This is a genomic window from Streptococcus sp. GMD3S, from assembly GCF_000298695.2.
In the GTDB taxonomy this organism is placed as follows: Bacteria; Bacillota; Bacilli; order Lactobacillales; family Streptococcaceae; genus Streptococcus.
In genome coordinates this window covers 1-17,264 of record NZ_AJRC02000021.1, presented here as the reverse complement: position 1 = coordinate 17,264, position 17,264 = coordinate 1, and the positions used below count along the sequence as shown (strand labels likewise).

12 protein-coding genes are annotated in these 17,264 nt (G+C 42.7%); 11 read left to right on the top strand and 1 reads right to left on the bottom strand.

The window, feature by feature from the left end; genetic code table 11:
• Nucleotides 1-53 precede the first annotated feature (53 nt).
• From pabB to GMD3S_RS0208600, 4 genes are all read left to right on the top strand, one after another.
• Entirely contained in the window at nt 54-1,775 is a 1,722-nt protein-coding gene (gene pabB, locus GMD3S_RS0208615) for an aminodeoxychorismate synthase component I (protein ID WP_008284285.1), read from the top strand.
• A gap of 95 nt (nt 1,776-1,870) precedes the next feature.
• Entirely contained in the window at nt 1,871-2,671 is an 801-nt protein-coding gene (locus GMD3S_RS0208610; protein WP_000751033.1) for an excalibur calcium-binding domain-containing protein, read from the top strand.
• A 100-nt stretch (nt 2,672-2,771) separates the two neighbouring features.
• Nucleotides 2,772-3,731, top strand: a complete 960-nt coding sequence (locus GMD3S_RS0208605) for an ROK family glucokinase (protein WP_000078592.1) — start codon at nt 2,772-2,774, stop codon at nt 3,729-3,731.
• Between the two features lie 98 nt (nt 3,732-3,829).
• Complete coding sequence (locus GMD3S_RS0208600) at nt 3,830-4,669, top strand: thymidylate synthase (RefSeq protein ID WP_000158642.1); 840 nt, start codon at nt 3,830-3,832, stop codon at nt 4,667-4,669.
• A 196-nt stretch (nt 4,670-4,865) separates the two neighbouring features.
• On the opposite strand, the gene GMD3S_RS10455 is transcribed toward GMD3S_RS0208600, so the two are convergent.
• Complete coding sequence (locus GMD3S_RS10455) at nt 4,866-5,036, bottom strand: DUF3042 family protein (protein ID WP_001051782.1); 171 nt, start codon at nt 5,034-5,036, stop codon at nt 4,866-4,868.
• A gap of 120 nt (nt 5,037-5,156) precedes the next feature.
• Here GMD3S_RS10455 and miaA point away from each other — a divergent pair, with 120 nt between their 5' ends.
• The 7 genes from miaA to bgaA form a co-directional block, all read left to right on the top strand.
• Nucleotides 5,157-6,041 (top strand): tRNA (adenosine(37)-N6)-dimethylallyltransferase MiaA, encoded by an 885-nt coding sequence (gene miaA, locus GMD3S_RS0208585; protein WP_000850176.1) that lies wholly within the window; start codon nt 5,157-5,159, stop codon nt 6,039-6,041.
• A complete protein-coding gene (gene hflX, locus GMD3S_RS0208580) occupies nt 6,034-7,272 on the top strand; it encodes a GTPase HflX (protein WP_000573178.1) in 1,239 nt (412 codons plus the stop codon). Before miaA ends, hflX begins: the two co-directional genes overlap by 8 nt.
• Complete coding sequence (locus GMD3S_RS0208575) at nt 7,265-7,888, top strand: hypothetical protein (protein WP_000129699.1); 624 nt, start codon at nt 7,265-7,267, stop codon at nt 7,886-7,888. The genes hflX and GMD3S_RS0208575 overlap by 8 nt, the downstream gene beginning before the upstream one ends.
• 14 nt (nt 7,889-7,902) lie before the next feature.
• Nucleotides 7,903-8,832: a ribonuclease Z gene (gene rnz, locus GMD3S_RS0208570; protein WP_000354317.1), complete on the top strand. Its 930-nt coding sequence runs from the start codon at nt 7,903-7,905 to the stop codon at nt 8,830-8,832.
• Nucleotides 8,833-8,860: 28 nt separating this feature from the next.
• Nucleotides 8,861-9,352, top strand: a complete 492-nt coding sequence (locus GMD3S_RS0208565; RefSeq protein ID WP_000215491.1) for a DUF7832 domain-containing protein — start codon at nt 8,861-8,863, stop codon at nt 9,350-9,352.
• A gap of 28 nt (nt 9,353-9,380) precedes the next feature.
• Nucleotides 9,381-10,136, top strand: a complete 756-nt coding sequence (locus tag GMD3S_RS0208560; RefSeq protein ID WP_001259142.1) for an SDR family NAD(P)-dependent oxidoreductase — start codon at nt 9,381-9,383, stop codon at nt 10,134-10,136.
• A gap of 250 nt (nt 10,137-10,386) precedes the next feature.
• Nucleotides 10,387-17,264: LPXTG-anchored adhesin/beta-galactosidase BgaA (gene bgaA, locus GMD3S_RS0208555; RefSeq protein ID WP_025172982.1), on the top strand; the 6,878-nt coding region annotated here is incomplete at its 3' end.

Genomic DNA, 17,264 nt, shown 5'->3' with positions numbered 1-17,264 from the left:
ACAAAGCTGGATTTAGCTGTTCTAGGTCGGCTTTTTTGTGCTATACTTAAGATATGCATAGAAAAACAGTGATTGATTTTAGGGCTTTAGGGGAGAGATACACCTTTACCCAGCCGATCAAAGAGTTAAAAACGAGAGATTTATCAGAAGTGGCGGACTTGCTAGCACAGGTGGAAAGCTACCAAGAACAAGGCTATTATGTGGTGGGCTACGTCAGTTACGAGGCTGCACCTGCTTTTGAGGAGAAACTAGCAGTTCATAAAGCTCCTTTACTGGGCGAGTATTTGCTTTACTTTACCGTTCATGATAGGGTGGAAACATCCCCTATTCCACTGACTTATGAGGAAGTAGATTTGCCTTCAAAGTGGCGGGAACAAACATCTGCAGAGAACTATGAAAAAGCTATTTCCCAGATTCACCATCATTTGCGTCAGGGGGACACCTATCAGGTAAATTACACCGTCCAACTCAAGCAAGACTTAAGTGCCAATCCTTTTGCCATCTACAATCGCATGGTGGTAGAGCAGGAGGCGGGCTACAATGCCTATGTTGAACATGACGAGATGGCGGTGATTTCCATGAGCCCAGAGCTCTTTTTTGAGCAAAATGACCGGGAATTAACGACTCGCCCAATGAAAGGAACAACCCAGCGGGGAGTGACTAACCAAGAAGATTTAGAACAGGCTAGTTGGCTAGAACAGGATCCTAAAAATCGCTCTGAGAATATGATGATTGTAGATCTCTTGCGCAACGATATGAACCGTATTTCCGAAGTGGGTAGTGAGCACGTGGAGTGTCTTTGCCAAGTGGAGCAGTATTCAACCGTTTGGCAAATGACTTCGACCATTAAGAGTCAGTTACGACCGGATGTGGACCTAGTTGAAATCTTCCGTTCGCTCTTTCCATGTGGATCTATCACAGGAGCTCCCAAAATTGCGACCATGGAAATCATCAAGAACTTGGAGCCCCAACCCAGAGGAGTCTACTGCGGAACGATTGGTCTCTTGCTTCCAAATGGACGACGGATTTTCAATGTCGCCATTCGGACTATTCAACTGTACCAAGAAAAAGCCATCTATGGAGTTGGCGGAGGGATTACTTGGGATAGCACTTGGGAATCTGAATACCGTGAGGTTCATCAAAAGGCGGCTGTTCTCTATCGTAAACAAGCACGTTTCCAACTGATTACGACTGGGAAAATCAGCCAAAAACAACTGCTGTTTGAAGATCAACATCTGGAAAGACTGACAAAGGCTAGTCGATATTTTGCCTATCCTTTTGATCCAGAAAACCTGAGACAAAAGATAGAGAAAGAGTGTCAAGTTTGTGATGTTAATCAAGACTACCGCTTACGAATTAGTCTCAGCAAATCGGGAGAGATAGAACTCAGTCGCCAAATCTTAACACCCTTCAGTCCAAGTTTCTGCAAAGCCAAACTTTGTCTGCAAGAGGCAGATTTGAATCAATCATTTACCTACTTTAAAACAACCCATAGACCACACTTAAGTCTAGGGGAACAGGAAATCATTTACCATAATGTAGCAGGAGAATTGCTTGAAACCTCTATTGGAAATCTGGTCTTAAAAATTAATGGTAAGCTCTACACACCTCCTATCAATCTAGGGATTTTGCCAGGAATCTACCGCCAGCATTTGCTGGAAACAGGACAGGCAGAGGAAAAAGTTCTGACTGTGCCAGACTTGGACCAAGCGGAAACTATCTATGGCTCTAATGCAGTCAGAGGCTTGTATGAGTTGGAAGTGAATTCTAAATAAACTTTATAAATCAAAAAATATAATGTATATATTGAATTGTTGAATTAAGTTTGATAAAATAAAAAGAAAACGATGTCATTTTATAGGAGGAAATGATGAAAAAAACAATTTTGCTGAAAGTGATTCTTACTGTTTTTCCAATTTTAGGTTTGTTTGCTCAACCGGTTAGTGCAGAAGAAAATATTCATTTTTCTAGTTGTAAAGAAGCATGGGAAAATGGTTATTCTGATATCCATAGAGGAGAGCCTGGATATTCTTCAAGACTAGACAAAGATGGTGATGGGATAGCTTGTGAACGTGCAAATGCACCTCGGGGAGTCTTTAAACCACGCCAGTCTAGTCCACAGAATAGAGTTTCTTCTAGTGGATGGGTTAAGCAGGATAGATATTGGTATTATTATTCTGACAATGGTAATCTAGTAACCAATTCTTGGAAAGGAGATTACTATCTCAAATCAGATGGAACAATGGCTCAGAGTGAGTGGATATATGACTCATATTACAAGGGATGGTATTATCTCAAATCGGATGGTTCGTATGCACGAAACACATGGATAGGAAGTTACTACCTTAAAGCAAACGGAAAGATGGCTCAAAGTGAATGGATTTATGATTCATCATACCAAGCTTGGTATTATTTGAAATCAGATGGATCCTATGCCCAAAATGCTTGGCAAGGCGCTTTTTATCTCAAAGCGAACGGTAAAATGGCACAAGGTGAGTGGATATATGACTCTTCTTATCAATCTTGGTACTACTTGAAATCAGATGGTTCATACGCTCGTAATACTTGGCAAGGAAATTACTATTTGAAATCAGATGGTAAAATGGCAAAGAATGAGCGAGTTGATGGTGGCAGATACTACGTAGATGGTTCTGGTCTTTGGAAACCATAAATCAGAATAATTTCTAGGAAGTTAATGCAAACCTTTGCACAAAATGGACGATTTTGTTATACTATATCTGTAAGCATTTTCAATTAAAAAGGAGAAGACGATGAGTCAAAAGATTATTGGGATTGACCTTGGTGGTACATCTGTCAAGTTCGCAATTTTAACTCAAGAGGGAGAAATCCAAGAAAAATGGTCTATCAAGACCAACATTTTGGATGAAGGAAGCCATATTGTAGATGATATGATTGAGTCTATTCAGCATCGTTTGGACTTGCTTGGATTGTCAGCCACAGACTTCCGAGGGATTGGGATGGGATCACCTGGTGTGGTTGACCGTGAAAAAGGAACTGTTATCGGTGCCTACAACCTAAACTGGAAAACCCTTCAACCGATTAAAGAAAAGATTGAAAAAGCCTTGGGGATTCCATTCTTTATCGATAATGATGCCAACGTAGCTGCTCTTGGTGAGCGTTGGATGGGTGCTGGTGAAAACCAACCAGACGTTGTCTTTATGACACTTGGTACAGGTGTTGGTGGCGGTATCGTGGCTGAAGGCAAATTGCTCCACGGTGTTGCTGGTGCTGCTGGTGAGCTTGGTCATATCACTGTTGACTTTGACCAACCAATCGCATGTACCTGTGGTAAAAAAGGCTGTCTTGAGACAGTTGCTTCCGCAACAGGGATTGTCAACTTGACTCGTCGTTATGCAGATGAATACGAAGGCGATGCAGCCTTGAAACGCTTGATTGATGACGGTGAAGAAGTAACTGCTAAAACTGTCTTTGACCTTGCAAAAGAAGGGGATGACCTTGCCTTGATCGTTTACCGAAACTTCTCACGTTACTTGGGAATCGCTTGTGCTAATATCGGCTCAATCCTAAACCCATCAACAATCGTTATCGGTGGTGGGGTGTCAGCAGCTGGAGAATTCCTTCTCCAAGGTGTTCAAAAAGTCTACGATGAAAATACCTTCCCACAAGTACGCACAACAACTAAACTAGCTCTTGCAACTCTAGGAAATGACGCTGGAGTTATCGGAGCAGCATCACTTGTATTGCAATAAGATCATAAAAGGAGAAAAACACTACTTTAAAGCCAGTGATTTTCCTCCTTTCTTTTTTTATGCTATACTAGTTAGGACAATAAATGAGGTGAGAGTAAATGACAAAAGCAGATACGATTTTTAAAGAAAATATTGAACGAATCCTCAAAAAAGGTGTCTTTTCTGAGCAGGCTCGTCCCAAGTACAAGGATGGGACTGTTGCCAACTCCAAGTACGTAACGGGTGCCTTTGCGGAGTATGATTTGTCTAAAGGGGAATTCCCCATCACGACCTTGCGTCCCATTGCGATCAAATCTGCCATCAAGGAAGTGCTCTGGATTTACCAAGACCAGTCTAATAGCCTAGAAGTGCTTAATAACAAGTACAATGTTCACTACTGGAATGACTGGGAAGTGGGAGAAACGGGGACCATCGGTGAGCGCTATGGGGCAGTTGTTAAGAAACACGATATCATCAACAAGATTCTCAAGCAGTTAGAAGCCAACCCTTGGAACCGCCGCAATATCATCTCGCTCTGGGATTACCAAGCTTTTGAGGAGACAGATGGTCTTCTTCCATGCGCCTTTCAGACCATGTTTGATGTCCGTCGGGTTGATGGGGAAATCTATCTGGATGCGACTTTGACCCAGCGTTCGAATGACATGCTGGTGGCTCACCACATTAACGCTATGCAGTACGTAGCTCTTCAAATGATGATTGCTAAACACTTTGGCTGGAAGGTTGGGAAGTTTTTCTATTTTATCAACAACCTTCATATCTACGATAATCAATTTGAACAAGCTCAGGAATTGCTTCGTCGTGAGCCGTCAAACTGCCAACCACGCTTGGTTTTAAATGTTCCTGATGGGACCAATTTCTTTGATATCAAAGCGGAGGACTTTGAGTTAGTTGACTATGATCCGGTTAAGCCACAACTGAAGTTTGATTTGGCTATTTAATACTCTTCGAAAATCTCTTCAAACCACGTCAGCGTCGCATTACCGTAGGTATGGTGACTGACTTCGTCAGTTCTATCCACAACCTCAAAGCAGTGCTTTGAGCAACCTGCGGCTAGCTTCCTAGTTTGCTCTTTGATTTTCATTGACTATAAAAGAAAATAAAAAGAAGTTGAGATTTCTCAACTTCTTTTGTTGCTTAATGTGATACGCGACGGCGAGCTGCTTTTTTACGGTTTTCTTCGATGAAAGCTGCTTTTTGCTCTTCTGGCTCAATCACTTTCTTTTTAATTGCGTATACTGCACCTGCAACGGCAGCGACAGTTCCTGCGACACCTGTTACAAGACCTTTAGCGAATCCTTTAGCCATGAGTCTTCCTCCTTTATCTTTCCAATCAGCCAGGCTCCTTAAGTGGTAGCATTTTTCTGACTTAACTTTTTGTGATATAATAATAGTAACGAAAAAATGGAAATTTTTCAAGGAAAAAAGATGAAAACAAAAATAATTGTGATTGTTGGACCGACTGCTGTTGGGAAAACAGCCCTTGCTATTGAAGTAGCTAAGCGCTTTGGTGGAGAGGTGGTCAGCGGTGACAGTCAGCAAGTATACAGAAGGCTAGATATTGGGACGGCCAAGGCTAGCCCAGAGGAGCAAGCAGCTGTTCCTCATCATTTGATTGATGTCAGAGAGGTGACCGAGTCTTACTCGGCTTTTGATTTTGTTTCAGAAGCTAAGAAGGCTATTGAGAATATTCATAACCGTGGTAAGCTTGCTATTATCGCGGGTGGTACAGGGCTTTATATCCAGAGCTTGCTGGAAGGATACCATCTAGGTGGAGAAACACCTCATGAGGAGATTTTAGCTTATCGGGCTAGCTTGGAGCCTTATTCAGATGAGGAATTAGCCCATCTCGTGGAGCAAGCAGGTCTTGAAATTCCCCAGTTTAACCGTCGTCGTGCTATGCGTGCCTTGGAGATTGCCCATTTTGGTCAGGATTTGGAAAATCAAGAGACTTTGTATGAACCTCTGATTATCTGCTTAGATGATGAGCGTAGTCAGCTTTATGAACGTATCAACAACCGAGTGGATCTAATGTTTGAGGCTGGGCTTTTGGATGAGGCCAAGTGGCTTTTTGACCATTACCCTGATGCGCAGGCAGCCAAAGGAATTGGCTACAAGGAACTATTTCCATATTTCCGTGGGGAGCAGACTTTAGAGGAAGCTAGTGAGAGTCTCAAACAGGCTACCCGTCGTTTTGCCAAGCGTCAGTTGACCTGGTTCCGTAATCGCATGCAGGTGACCTTTTATCAGATAGGAGAGTCTGGCGTGAAGGAGCGTATTCTAAGCCAGATTGAGGAGTTTTTAAATGATTGAAACGGAGAAAAAAGAAGAACGGGTCCTGCTAATTGGTGTTGAACTGCAGGGCATGGATAATTTTGACCTGTCCATGGAAGAGTTGGCCAGTCTGGCTAAGACTGCTGGAGCAGTCGTTGTAGATAGCTACAGGCAAAAACGTGAAAAGTATGACTCCAAGACTTTTGTCGGATCTGGTAAGTTGGAAGAAATTGTGCTCATGGTGGATGCTGAGGAAATTACTACTGTCATTGTCAACAACCGTCTGACACCACGGCAAAATGTCAATCTAGAGGAAGTTCTGGGTGTCAAGGTCATTGACCGTATGCAGTTGATTTTGGATATCTTTGCTATGCGGGCTCGAAGCCATGAAGGGAAACTCCAAGTCCACCTAGCCCAGCTCAAATATCTCTTGCCTCGCTTGGTTGGTCAAGGAATCATGCTCAGCCGTCAGGCAGGGGGAATTGGTTCCCGTGGTCCAGGTGAGAGTCAGTTGGAACTGAACCGTCGTAGTGTTCGCAATCAAATCACAGATATCGAACGCCAGCTCAAGGTGGTAGAGAAAAATCGGGCGACAGTCAGAGAAAAACGCTTGGAGTCAAGCACCTTTAAGATTGGCTTGATTGGCTACACCAATGCTGGGAAATCAACTATCATGAACAGCTTAACCAGTAAGACCCAGTACGAAGCAGACGAGCTGTTTGCGACCCTGGATGCGACGACAAAGAGTATCCATCTTGGGGGCAATCTTCAGGTTACCTTGACTGATACGGTTGGTTTTATCCAGGATTTGCCAACTGAATTGGTGTCCAGTTTCAAGTCAACTTTGGAAGAAAGCAAGCATGTGGATCTTTTGGTTCATGTCATCGATGCCAGCAATCCTTATCACGAGGAGCATGAAAAAACGGTTCTGTCTATCATGAAAGACTTGGATATGGAGGATATTCCTCGCTTGACTCTTTACAATAAAGCGGATTTGGTGGAGGATTTTACGCCTACTCAAACGCCGTATGCCCTCATTTCTGCCAAGTCTGAGGATAGTCGTGAGCAGTTGCAGGCTTTATTTTTAGAAAAAATCAAGGAGATTTTTGAAGCCTTTACTCTACGGGTGCCTTTTTCTAAGTCCTACAAGATTCATGATTTGGAAAGTGTAGCGATTCTTGAAGATCGTGACTACCAAGATGATGGAGAAGTGATTACAGGCTACATTTCCGAGAAAAACAAATGGAGGTTAGAGGAATTTTATGACTGATATTAAAACCTTGGCTCTAAAGTATGGGGGTTATACAAGTTTGGATAAGGTCTATCTGGATCAACTTCTAGCTGGCAAAACAGAGCAAGAGCAGTTGGCTCTCATCACACCTCCTCCGAGTGTAGTCAATGCCTACTTTGCTGAACTCTACCAGAAAAAGAGTCCTGAAGCTGCGACGGATTATTTTTTAGAAGTCAGTCATGAACTGAATCTCTACAATGCTGATCCAAGTTTCACCTTTGAAAATAAGCCTTTTATTCGTCTTAATTTATCTGGCAAATCTTTTGGATTTTGCTATGAGAGTGAGGGCTTGGGGCGAATTTTCTCTGAAAATGAAGAGGAAATCTCGGATGACTTACTTTTTGAGATTGCGCAAATTTTCCCCCATCAACTAGTCTTTGAGGAGTCTGGAAAGATTTACATGAAGCCTGTCGGAGATGAAGAAGTTGTTAGTGTGAAGAATCTCACAGCTTTGACTGATTTAGAAAGTTTAGCAGATGGTCGCAAGCGTCTCAAAGGCTACAGCCAAGAGGATTTACTGCAAGAAGCTGTTGCTTTTTCTGGCAGTCGCTATTTCCGATCGGAAAATCGCACAGCTATGTTATATATTGATTAATTAGAAAGTATCGAATGGATATTCAATTTTTAGGAACAGGGGCCGGTCAGCCCTCTAAAGCCCGCAACGTTTCAAGTCTCGCCCTGAAACTCTTGGATGAGATTAACGAAGTTTGGCTCTTTGACTGTGGAGAAGGAACGCAAAATCGCATTCTGGAAACCACGATTCGACCACGGAAGGTCAGCAAAATCTTTATCACCCACCTGCATGGAGACCACATCTTTGGATTGCCAGGATTTCTCTCTAGCCGTGCTTTTCAGGCCAATGAAGAGCAGACAGATTTGGACATCTATGGACCGCAAGGAATCAAGTCATTTGTCTTAACCAGCCTTCGTGTGTCAGGCTCTCGTCTGCCTTACCGCATTCATTTTCATGAGTTTGACCAAGATTCTCTAGGGAAAATCTTTGAGACCGATAAATTCACTGTGTATGCAGAGGAGCTGGACCACACTATTTTCTGCGTTGGTTATCGTGTCATGCAAAAGGATCTAGAAGGGACCTTGGATGCTGAAAAACTTAAGGCTGCTGGTGTTCCATTTGGTCCGCTTTTTGGAAAGATCAAAAACGGCCAGGACGTTGTTCTCGAAGATGGAACTGAAATCAAGGCAGCAGACTATATCTCAGCTCCCCGTCCAGGTAAGATTATCACCATTCTGGGTGACACCCGTAAAACCAATGCTAGTGTGCGTTTAGCTGTCAATGCCGATGTCCTTGTCCATGAGTCGACTTATGGCAAGGGAGATGAAAAAATTGCTCGCAATCACGGTCACTCAACCAATATGCAGGCAGCACAAGTAGCAGCAGAAGCCAGTGCTAAGCGCCTCTTGCTCAACCATATCAGTGCCCGCTTCCTATCAAAGGATATTAGTCAGCTTAAGAAAGATGCAGCTAGTATTTTTGAGAATGTCCATGTCGTCAAAGACTTGGAAGAGGTTGAGTTATAATGTTACAGTTCGTTGAGAGGGAATTAAGATGACTGTTGAAAATCGTTTATTGGATAAAGCGGATTGGTATTTTGAGAATGCCTTAACCAACTACTTGCACAGCTATTCATTACAAAAAGAAGAGTTAACTCAAAAAGATTATCGGGAGATTTATCGTTGGGCTGCGAATCATATCGGTTTTTTCGTTACTTGGCTCATCCTGCATGATGCAAAAGAATTGATGTTTCCTGATGAAGAAACGGTATTCCAAAGTTTAAAAAACGAGCAAACTTTGGGTGTTGATTATCTTTTAGACTGGTGCGATGGTAAACTGGGAACAATGGATATTACAAAGGATTTTCAGGCTTTTGTAAATGACTATTATGAACATCAGTATATGGATGATTATTCCGAATTTGTAGTCAATGACTTATATGACTTGCCTTTAGAATTTTTAGGTAGCTGGGAGGATTATCATCTGTTTGCTCCTGTCATTGATCAAGCCTATGCTCATTATTTAGCTGGAAAAAGATTTCATTAAATTGATCAAAACTTTGAAAGGAATAGAGATGCGTACCATCATCATCACTGGGGCAAGCGGTGGCTTAGCCCAAGAAATGGTCAAACTCTTGCCAAATGACCAACTCATCTTACTAGGTAGAAACAAGGAAAAACTAGCCCAACTATATGCAAAGCATCCTCATGTAGAATGGATTGAAATCGATATTACTGATGACTCAGCCCTAGAAGCTCTGGTAGCTGACCTCTATCTCCGTTATGGCAAGATTGATGTCTTGATTAACAATGCTGGCTATGGAATTTTTGAAGATTTCGACAAGATCTCTGATCAAGACATTCACCAGATGTTTGAGGTCAATACCTTTGCTCTGATGAATCTGTCTCGTCGTCTTGGAGCTCGCATGAAGGAAAGCCGAAAAGGCCACATCATCAATATCGTCAGCATGGCAGGTTTGATAGCGACTAGTAAGTCCAGTCTCTACTCAGCGACCAAGTTTGCGGCTATTGGATTTTCAAACGCTCTGCGTCTCGAACTGATGCCCTATGGTGTCTATGTAACGACGGTTAATCCAGGACCGATTCGTACTGCCTTTTTTGACCAGGCAGACCCAGATGGGAGCTACCTCAAGTCGGTTGACCGCTTTCTCTTAGAACCAGATGTAGTCGCTAGAAAGATTGTCAAAATCATAGGAAAAAACAAACGGGAACTCAATCTCCCAGTTTTGTTGAATCTAGCCCATAAGTTTTATACCCTCTTTCCCAAGCTAGCTGATAAGTTGGCAGGGGGGATCTTTAATTATAAGTAAAAGGAGTTCCTTACAAAAGGAACTTTTTTTATAATATTGAACTGAGTGTCAAAAATTTGTTTGTTTTTGTTCTAAATCTACATTCACTTTTTTCGAATCTTCTACAAATTTTAGAAAAAACAATCAAAAATATGATTTTTGTGTTTAGGGTATTGAAATTTCCTATATTATTTTATAAAATAAGGGTAAAAGGCTATGAAAAAGTAATACGCTTACAAATAAATGGAAGCGGTTACTAAAGGAGGATTTTATGGAAAAAGGCCATTGGAATCGTAAAAGAGTCTACAGCATTCGTAAGTTTGCCGTAGGCGCTTGCTCTGTCATGATTGGAACCTGTGCGGTTCTATTTGGAGGAAGTGTCATTGGAGAATCACCAGTTTTCGCGGATGAAACTCCAATTACTCACACTGTTGAACAAGCAAAAGAGGAAAGTCCGGCAGTGGAGGAAAAAGAAAATCAAGCTGTAGCAGAGCACAAGGATGCTGCAAGTGTCGACCAAAGTCAAGCTGCTCCAATTGAAGCAAGCAAACCAGAGGTGAAAGAAGAGGAACCTGTAGCTCCAAAAGAGGAGAAAGCATCTCTAAAACCTGAAGAAACAGCTCCAAAGGTAGAATCTCAAGCTTCAAGTCAAGAAAAGCCTGTCAAGGAAGAGTTGAAAGCTGCGACAAATGAAGAAGTGAATCAAATGATTGAAGATAGAAAAGTGAATTTTAATCAAAATTGGCACTTTAAACTCAATGCAAACTCCAAAGAAGCTGTGAAACCAGATGCAGATGTTTCGTCATGGCAAAAATTGGATCTCCCACACGACTGGAGTATCTTTAACGATTTTGACCATCAGTCACCTGCCCAAAACGAGGGTGGACAGCTCAATGGTGGTGAAGCTTGGTATCGCAAGACCTTTAAACTTGATGAAAAAGATCTCAAGAAAAATGTTCGTGTGACCTTTGATGGTGTCTACATGGACTCTCAAGTCTATGTCAATGGTCAGTTAGTGGGGCATTATCCAAATGGTTATAACCAGTTCTCATACGATATCACAAAATATCTTCACAAAGATGGTCGTGAGAATGTGATTGCTGTCCATGCGGTTAACAAACAGCCAAGTAGCCGTTGGTACTCAGGTAGTGGTATCTACCGTGATGTGACCTTGCAAGTGACAGATAAGGTTCATGTTGAGAAAAATGGAACAACTATCTTAACACCAAAACTTGAACAACAGCAACATGGCAAGGTTGAAACTCATGTAGCCAGCAAGATTGTCAATACAGACGATAAAGACCATGAACTGGTGGCAGAGTATCAAATCGTTGAACGTGGTGGTCAGGCTGTAACAGGCTTGGTTCGTACAGCGAGCCGTACCTTGAAAGCACATGAGTCAACAAGTCTTGATGCGATTCTAGAAGTTGAACAACCAAAACTCTGGACCGTTTTAAATGACAAACCTGCCTTGTATGAACTGGTTACGCGTGTTTACCGTGATGGTCAATTAGTCGATGCTAAGAAAGATTTGTTTGGTTACCGTTACTATCATTGGACTCCAAATGAAGGTTTCTCTTTGAATGGTGAACGAATTAAATTCCATGGTGTTTCCTTGCACCATGACCACGGAGCGCTTGGAGCAGAAGAAAATTATAAAGCAGAATACCGTCGTCTCAAACAAATGAAGGAGATGGGCGTTAACTCCATCCGTACAACTCATAACCCTGCAAGTCCACAGACCTTGCAAATCGCAGCAGAACTTGGTTTGCTGGTTCAGGAAGAGGCCTTTGATACGTGGTATGGTGGCAAGAAACCATATGACTACGGACGTTTCTTTGAAAAAGATGCCACTCACCCAGAAGCTAGAAAAGGTGAAAAATGGTCTGACTACGATCTTCGTACCATGGTCGAAAGAGATAAAAATAACCCAGCTGTCTTCATGTGGTCTATCGGAAACGAAATCGGTGAAGCCAATGGTAATGCTCACTCTCTTGCAACGGTTAAACGCTTAGTAAAAGTGATTAAAGATGTTGATACTACACGTTATGTTACCATGGGAGCAGATAAGTTCCGCTTTGGTGATGGTAGCGGTGATCATGAGAAAATTGCTAATGAACTGGATGCAGTTGGTTTCAACTATTCAGAAGACAACTACAAGAAACTTCGTGCGAAACATCCAAACTGGTTGATTTACGGTTCCGAAACATCTTCAGCTACCCGTACACGTGGAAGTTACTATCGCCCTGAACAGGAATTGAAACATAGTAACGGACCTGAGCGTCATTACGAACAGTCTGACTATGGTAATGACCGAGTTGGCTGGGGTAAAACGGCAACAGATTCATGGACGTTTGATCGTGACAACGCTGGCTATGCTGGACAGTTTATCTGGACAGGTACGGACTATATCGGTGAACCTACACCATGGCACAACCAAAACCAAACTCCCGTTAAGAGCTCTTACTTTGGTATCGTAGATACAGCGGGTATTCCAAAACATGACTTCTACCTCTACCAAAGCCAATGGGTTTCTGTCAAGAAGAAACCAATGGTTCACCTTCTTCCTCACTGGAACTGGGAGAATAGAGACTTGGCCTCTAAAGTAGAAGATGCACAAGGAAAGATTCCAGTTCGCGCTTACTCTAATGCTGCAAGTGTTGAATTGTTCTTGAACGGTCAATCTCTCGGTGTTAAAAAGTTCAACAAAAAACAAACTAGTGATGGTCGTACCTACCAAGAAGGTGCCAATGCTAAGGAACTCTATCTTGAGTGGAAGGTTGCTTACCAACCAGGTACCTTAGAAGCAGTAGCTCGTGATGAAGCTGGTAAAGAAATTGCACGTGACAAGATTACCACTGCAGGTCAACCTGCAGGTGTTCGTCTCATCAAGGAAGAACACGCAATCGCTGCAGATGGAAAAGACTTGACTTACATCTACTATGAAATCGTAGACAGCCAAGGAAATGTGGTACCAACTGCCAATAATTTGGTTCGTTTCCAATTGCATGGACAAGGTCAACTGGTTGGTGTTGATAATGGGGAACAAGCCAGCCGTGAACGCTACAAGGCACAACCTGATGGTTCTTGGATCCGCAGAGCCTTTAACGGTAAAGGGGTTGCCATTGTTAAATCAACTGAGCAAGCAGGTAAATTCACCCTTACTGCCCACTCTGATCTCTTGAAATCGGACCAAGTCACTGTCTTTACAGGTAAGAAAGAAGGACAAGAAAAAACTGTTTTAGGTACAGAAGTACCAAAAGTACGTACTGTTATTGAGAAAGAGCCAAAAATGCCGAAGACAGTCGGTTTTATCTACAGTGATGGCAGTCGTGAAAAACGTCCAGTCACTTGGTCTTCAGTTGATGTGAGCCAAGCAGGAGTTGTGACTGTTAAAGGTATGGCAGACGGACGCGAAGTTGAGGCCCGTGTCGAAATTCTAGCAATCGCAAATGAGCTTCCAACTGTTAAGCGTGTTGCTCCAGGAACAGACTTGAGCGCTGTTGATAAATACGTTTCTATTGCTGTTACGGATGGAAGCGTACAAGAATACGAAGTTGATAAGTGGGAGATTTCGGAAGCAGATAAAGCTAAACTGTCAGTTGCAGGATCACGTATTCAAATGACTGGTCAACTGGGTGGTGAGACTATTCACGCTACCCTTGTGGTAGAAGAAGGCAATGCTGCAGCACCTGTAGTACCAACTGTAACCGTTGGTGGTGAAGCCGTTACAGACCTTACTAGTCAACATCCAATGCAATATCGAACTCTTGCTTACGGTGCATCCTTGCCAGAAGTTGTAGCAAGTGCTGAAAATGCGGATGTTACTGTAGTCCAAGCAAGTGCAGCAAACGGCATGCGTGCAAGCATCTATGTTCAACCAAAAGATGGTGGACCTCTTCAAACCTATGCAATTCAATTCCTTGAAGAAGCACCGAAAATTGACCACTTGAGCCTACAAGTAGAGCAAGCTGACGGTCTTAAAGAAGACCAAACGGTGAAATTGTCTGTCCTTGCACACTATCAAGACGGAACACAAGCAGTTTTACCAGCAGATAAAGTGGCCTTCTCTACAAGTGGTGAAGGGGAAGTCGCGGTTCGTAAAGGAATGCTTGAGTTGCATAAGCCAGGAACAGTCTCTCTCAAAGCAGAATATGAGGGGGCTACAGGTCAAATCGATCTCACGATCCAGGCCAATACTGAGAAAAAAGTAGCCCAATCTATCCGCCCAGTAAATGTAGTCACAGATTTACATCAAGAACCAAGCCTTCCAGCTACAGTGACAGTAGAGTATGACAAAGGTTTCCCTAAAGCCCACAAAGTCACTTGGCAAGCCATTCCAAAAGAAAAACTCGACCACTATCAAACCTTTGAAATTCTAGGTAAAGTTGAAGGTCTGGATCTTGAAGCGCGTGCTAAAGTATCTGTAGAAGGCATCGTTTCAGTTGAAGAAGTCAGTGTGACAACTCCAATTGCAGAAGCACCACAATTACCAGAAAGCGTTCGTACCTACGATTCAAATGGCCACGTTTCATCAGCTAAGGTTACTTGGGATGCGATTCGTCCAGACCAATACGCCAAGGAAGGTGTCTTTACAGTTAATGGTCGCCTAGAAGGTACGCAATTAACAACTAAACTTCATGTTCGCGTATCTGCTCAAACTGAGAAGGGAGCAAACATTTCTGACCAATGGACCGGATCAGAATTGCCACTGGCCTTTGCTTCAGACTCAAATCCAACTGATCCTGTTTCAAACGTCAACGATAAATTGATTTCCTTTAATGACCGCCCAGCTAATCGTTGGACAAACTGGAACCGTACTAATCCAGAAGCTTCAGTTGGTGTCCTATTCGGAGATTCAGGTATTTTGAGCAAACGTTCAGTTGATAATCTAAGTGTCGGATTCCACGAAGACCACGGAGTTGGTGTACCGAAGTCTTATGTGATTGAATATTATGTCGGTAAGACCGTTCCAACAGCCCCTAAAAACCCTAGCTTTGTAGGTGAGGAAAACCATGCCTTTAACGATCCTGCAAACTGGAAAGAGGTAAGCAATCTCAAAGCACCAGCTCAATTAAAAGCTGGAGAAATGAATCATTTCAGCTTTGATAAAGTTGAGACCTATGCGGTTCGCATTCGTATGGTTCGACTTGATAGCAAGAAAGGAACGTCTATCACAGAAGTACAAATCTTTGCAAAACAAGTCGCAGCAGCCAAACAAGGACAAACAAGAATCCAAGTTGACGGTAAAGACTTAGCAAACTTTAACCCTGATTTGACTGACTACTACCTTGAGTCAGTAGATGGAAAAGTTCCTGCAGTAACAGCAAGTGTCAGCAACAATGGTCTCGCTACCGTCGTTCCAAGCGTTCGTGAAGGTGAGCCAGTTCGTGTTATCGCGAAGGCTGAAAATGGGGACATCCTAGGAGAATACCGTCTACACTTTACAAGCAATAAAGACTTGCTCTCTCGTAAACCAGTTGCCGCGGTCAAACAAGATCGCTTGCTACAAGTAGGGCAACCGCTTGAATTGCCAACTAAGGTTCCTGTTTACTTCACAGGTAAAGACGGTTACGAAACAAAAGACTTGGCAGTGGAATGGGAAGAAGTTCCAGCAGAAAATCTGACTAAAGCAGGCCAATTTACTGTTCGAGGTCGTGTCCTTGGTAGTGATCTTGTTACTGAGTTCACTGTACGAGTGACAGACAAACTTGGTGAAGCTCTTTCAAATAACCCAGAGTATGATGAAAATAGTAACCGCGCCTTTGCTTCAGCCACTAACGACATTGATAGAAACTCCCATGACCGTGTGGACTATCTTAATGACGGAAATCATTCAGAAAATCGTCGTTGGACAAACTGGTCTCCAACACCATCTTCTAATCCAGAAGTATCAGCAGGTGTGATCTTCCGTGAAAATGGTAAGATTGTAGAACGGACTGTAGCGCAAGCCAAACTTCACTTCTTTGCAGATAGTGGTACAGATGCCCCATCTAAACTCGTTTTGGAACGTTATATTGGCCCAGAGTTTGAAGTGCCTACCTACTATTCTAACTACCAAGCCTACGATGCAGCTCATCCATTTAACAATCCAGAAAATTGGGAAGCTGTGCCTTATCGTGCGGATAAAGACATCGCAGCTGGTGATGAAATCAACGTAACATTTAAAGCTGTCAAAGCCAAAGCCATGAGATGGCGTATGGAGCGCAAAGCGGATAAGAAGGGTGTTGCGATAATTGAGATGACCTTCCTTGCACCGAGTGAATTGCCTCAAGAAAGTACCCAATCAAAAATTCTTGTAGATGGAAAAGAACTTCCTGACTTCGCTGAAGATCGTCAAGACTACCAAATCACCTATAAAGGTCAACGTCCAAAAGTCTCAGTCGAAGAAAGTAATCAAGTAGCTTCAACAGTTGTAGATAGTGGAGAAGACAGCCTTCCAGTACTTGTTCGTCTTGTTTCAGAAAGTGGAAAACAAGTCAAGGAATACCGTATCCAGTTGACTAAGGAAAAACCAGTTTCTGAGAAGACTGTTGCTGCTGTACAAGAAGATCTTCCAAAACTCGAATTTGTTGAAAAAGATTTGGCCTACAAGACAGTTGAGAAAAAGGATTCAACACTGTATCTAGGTGAAACACGTGTAGAACAAGAAGGAAAAGTTGGTAAGGAACGGATCTTCACAGCGGTTAATCCTAGTGGAAGTAAGGAAGAAAAACTCCGTGAAGTGGTAGAGGCACCGACAGACCGCATCGTCTTGGTTGGAACCAAACCAGGAACTTCTCTTCCAGAAGACGAAGTGAAGAATCTTGTCCTTAACAGACCAGAACTTGTAATCGAAGAAGAAACAATTGATTTCAAGGTTCAGGAACAAAAGAATGATCAGCTTCCAGCAGGTCAAACTCGCATCCTTCAAGAAGGAAGACAAGGTATCCGTGTTCACTTAATCGAAGTTGAAAATGGCAAGCGAACTGAAAAAGAAAGCTATGATAAAGTTATGGCTCAGAATCGCATCGTCGAAGTTGGTACAGCTGGTGAAACGACCAAACCAGTACCTCAAGAAGCAACAAAACCACAAGTATCAGAAAAAGCAGATACAAAAGAAATTGCTTCAAGTAAAGCTAATCAAGCTCAAAAAGAGCAGTTGCCAAA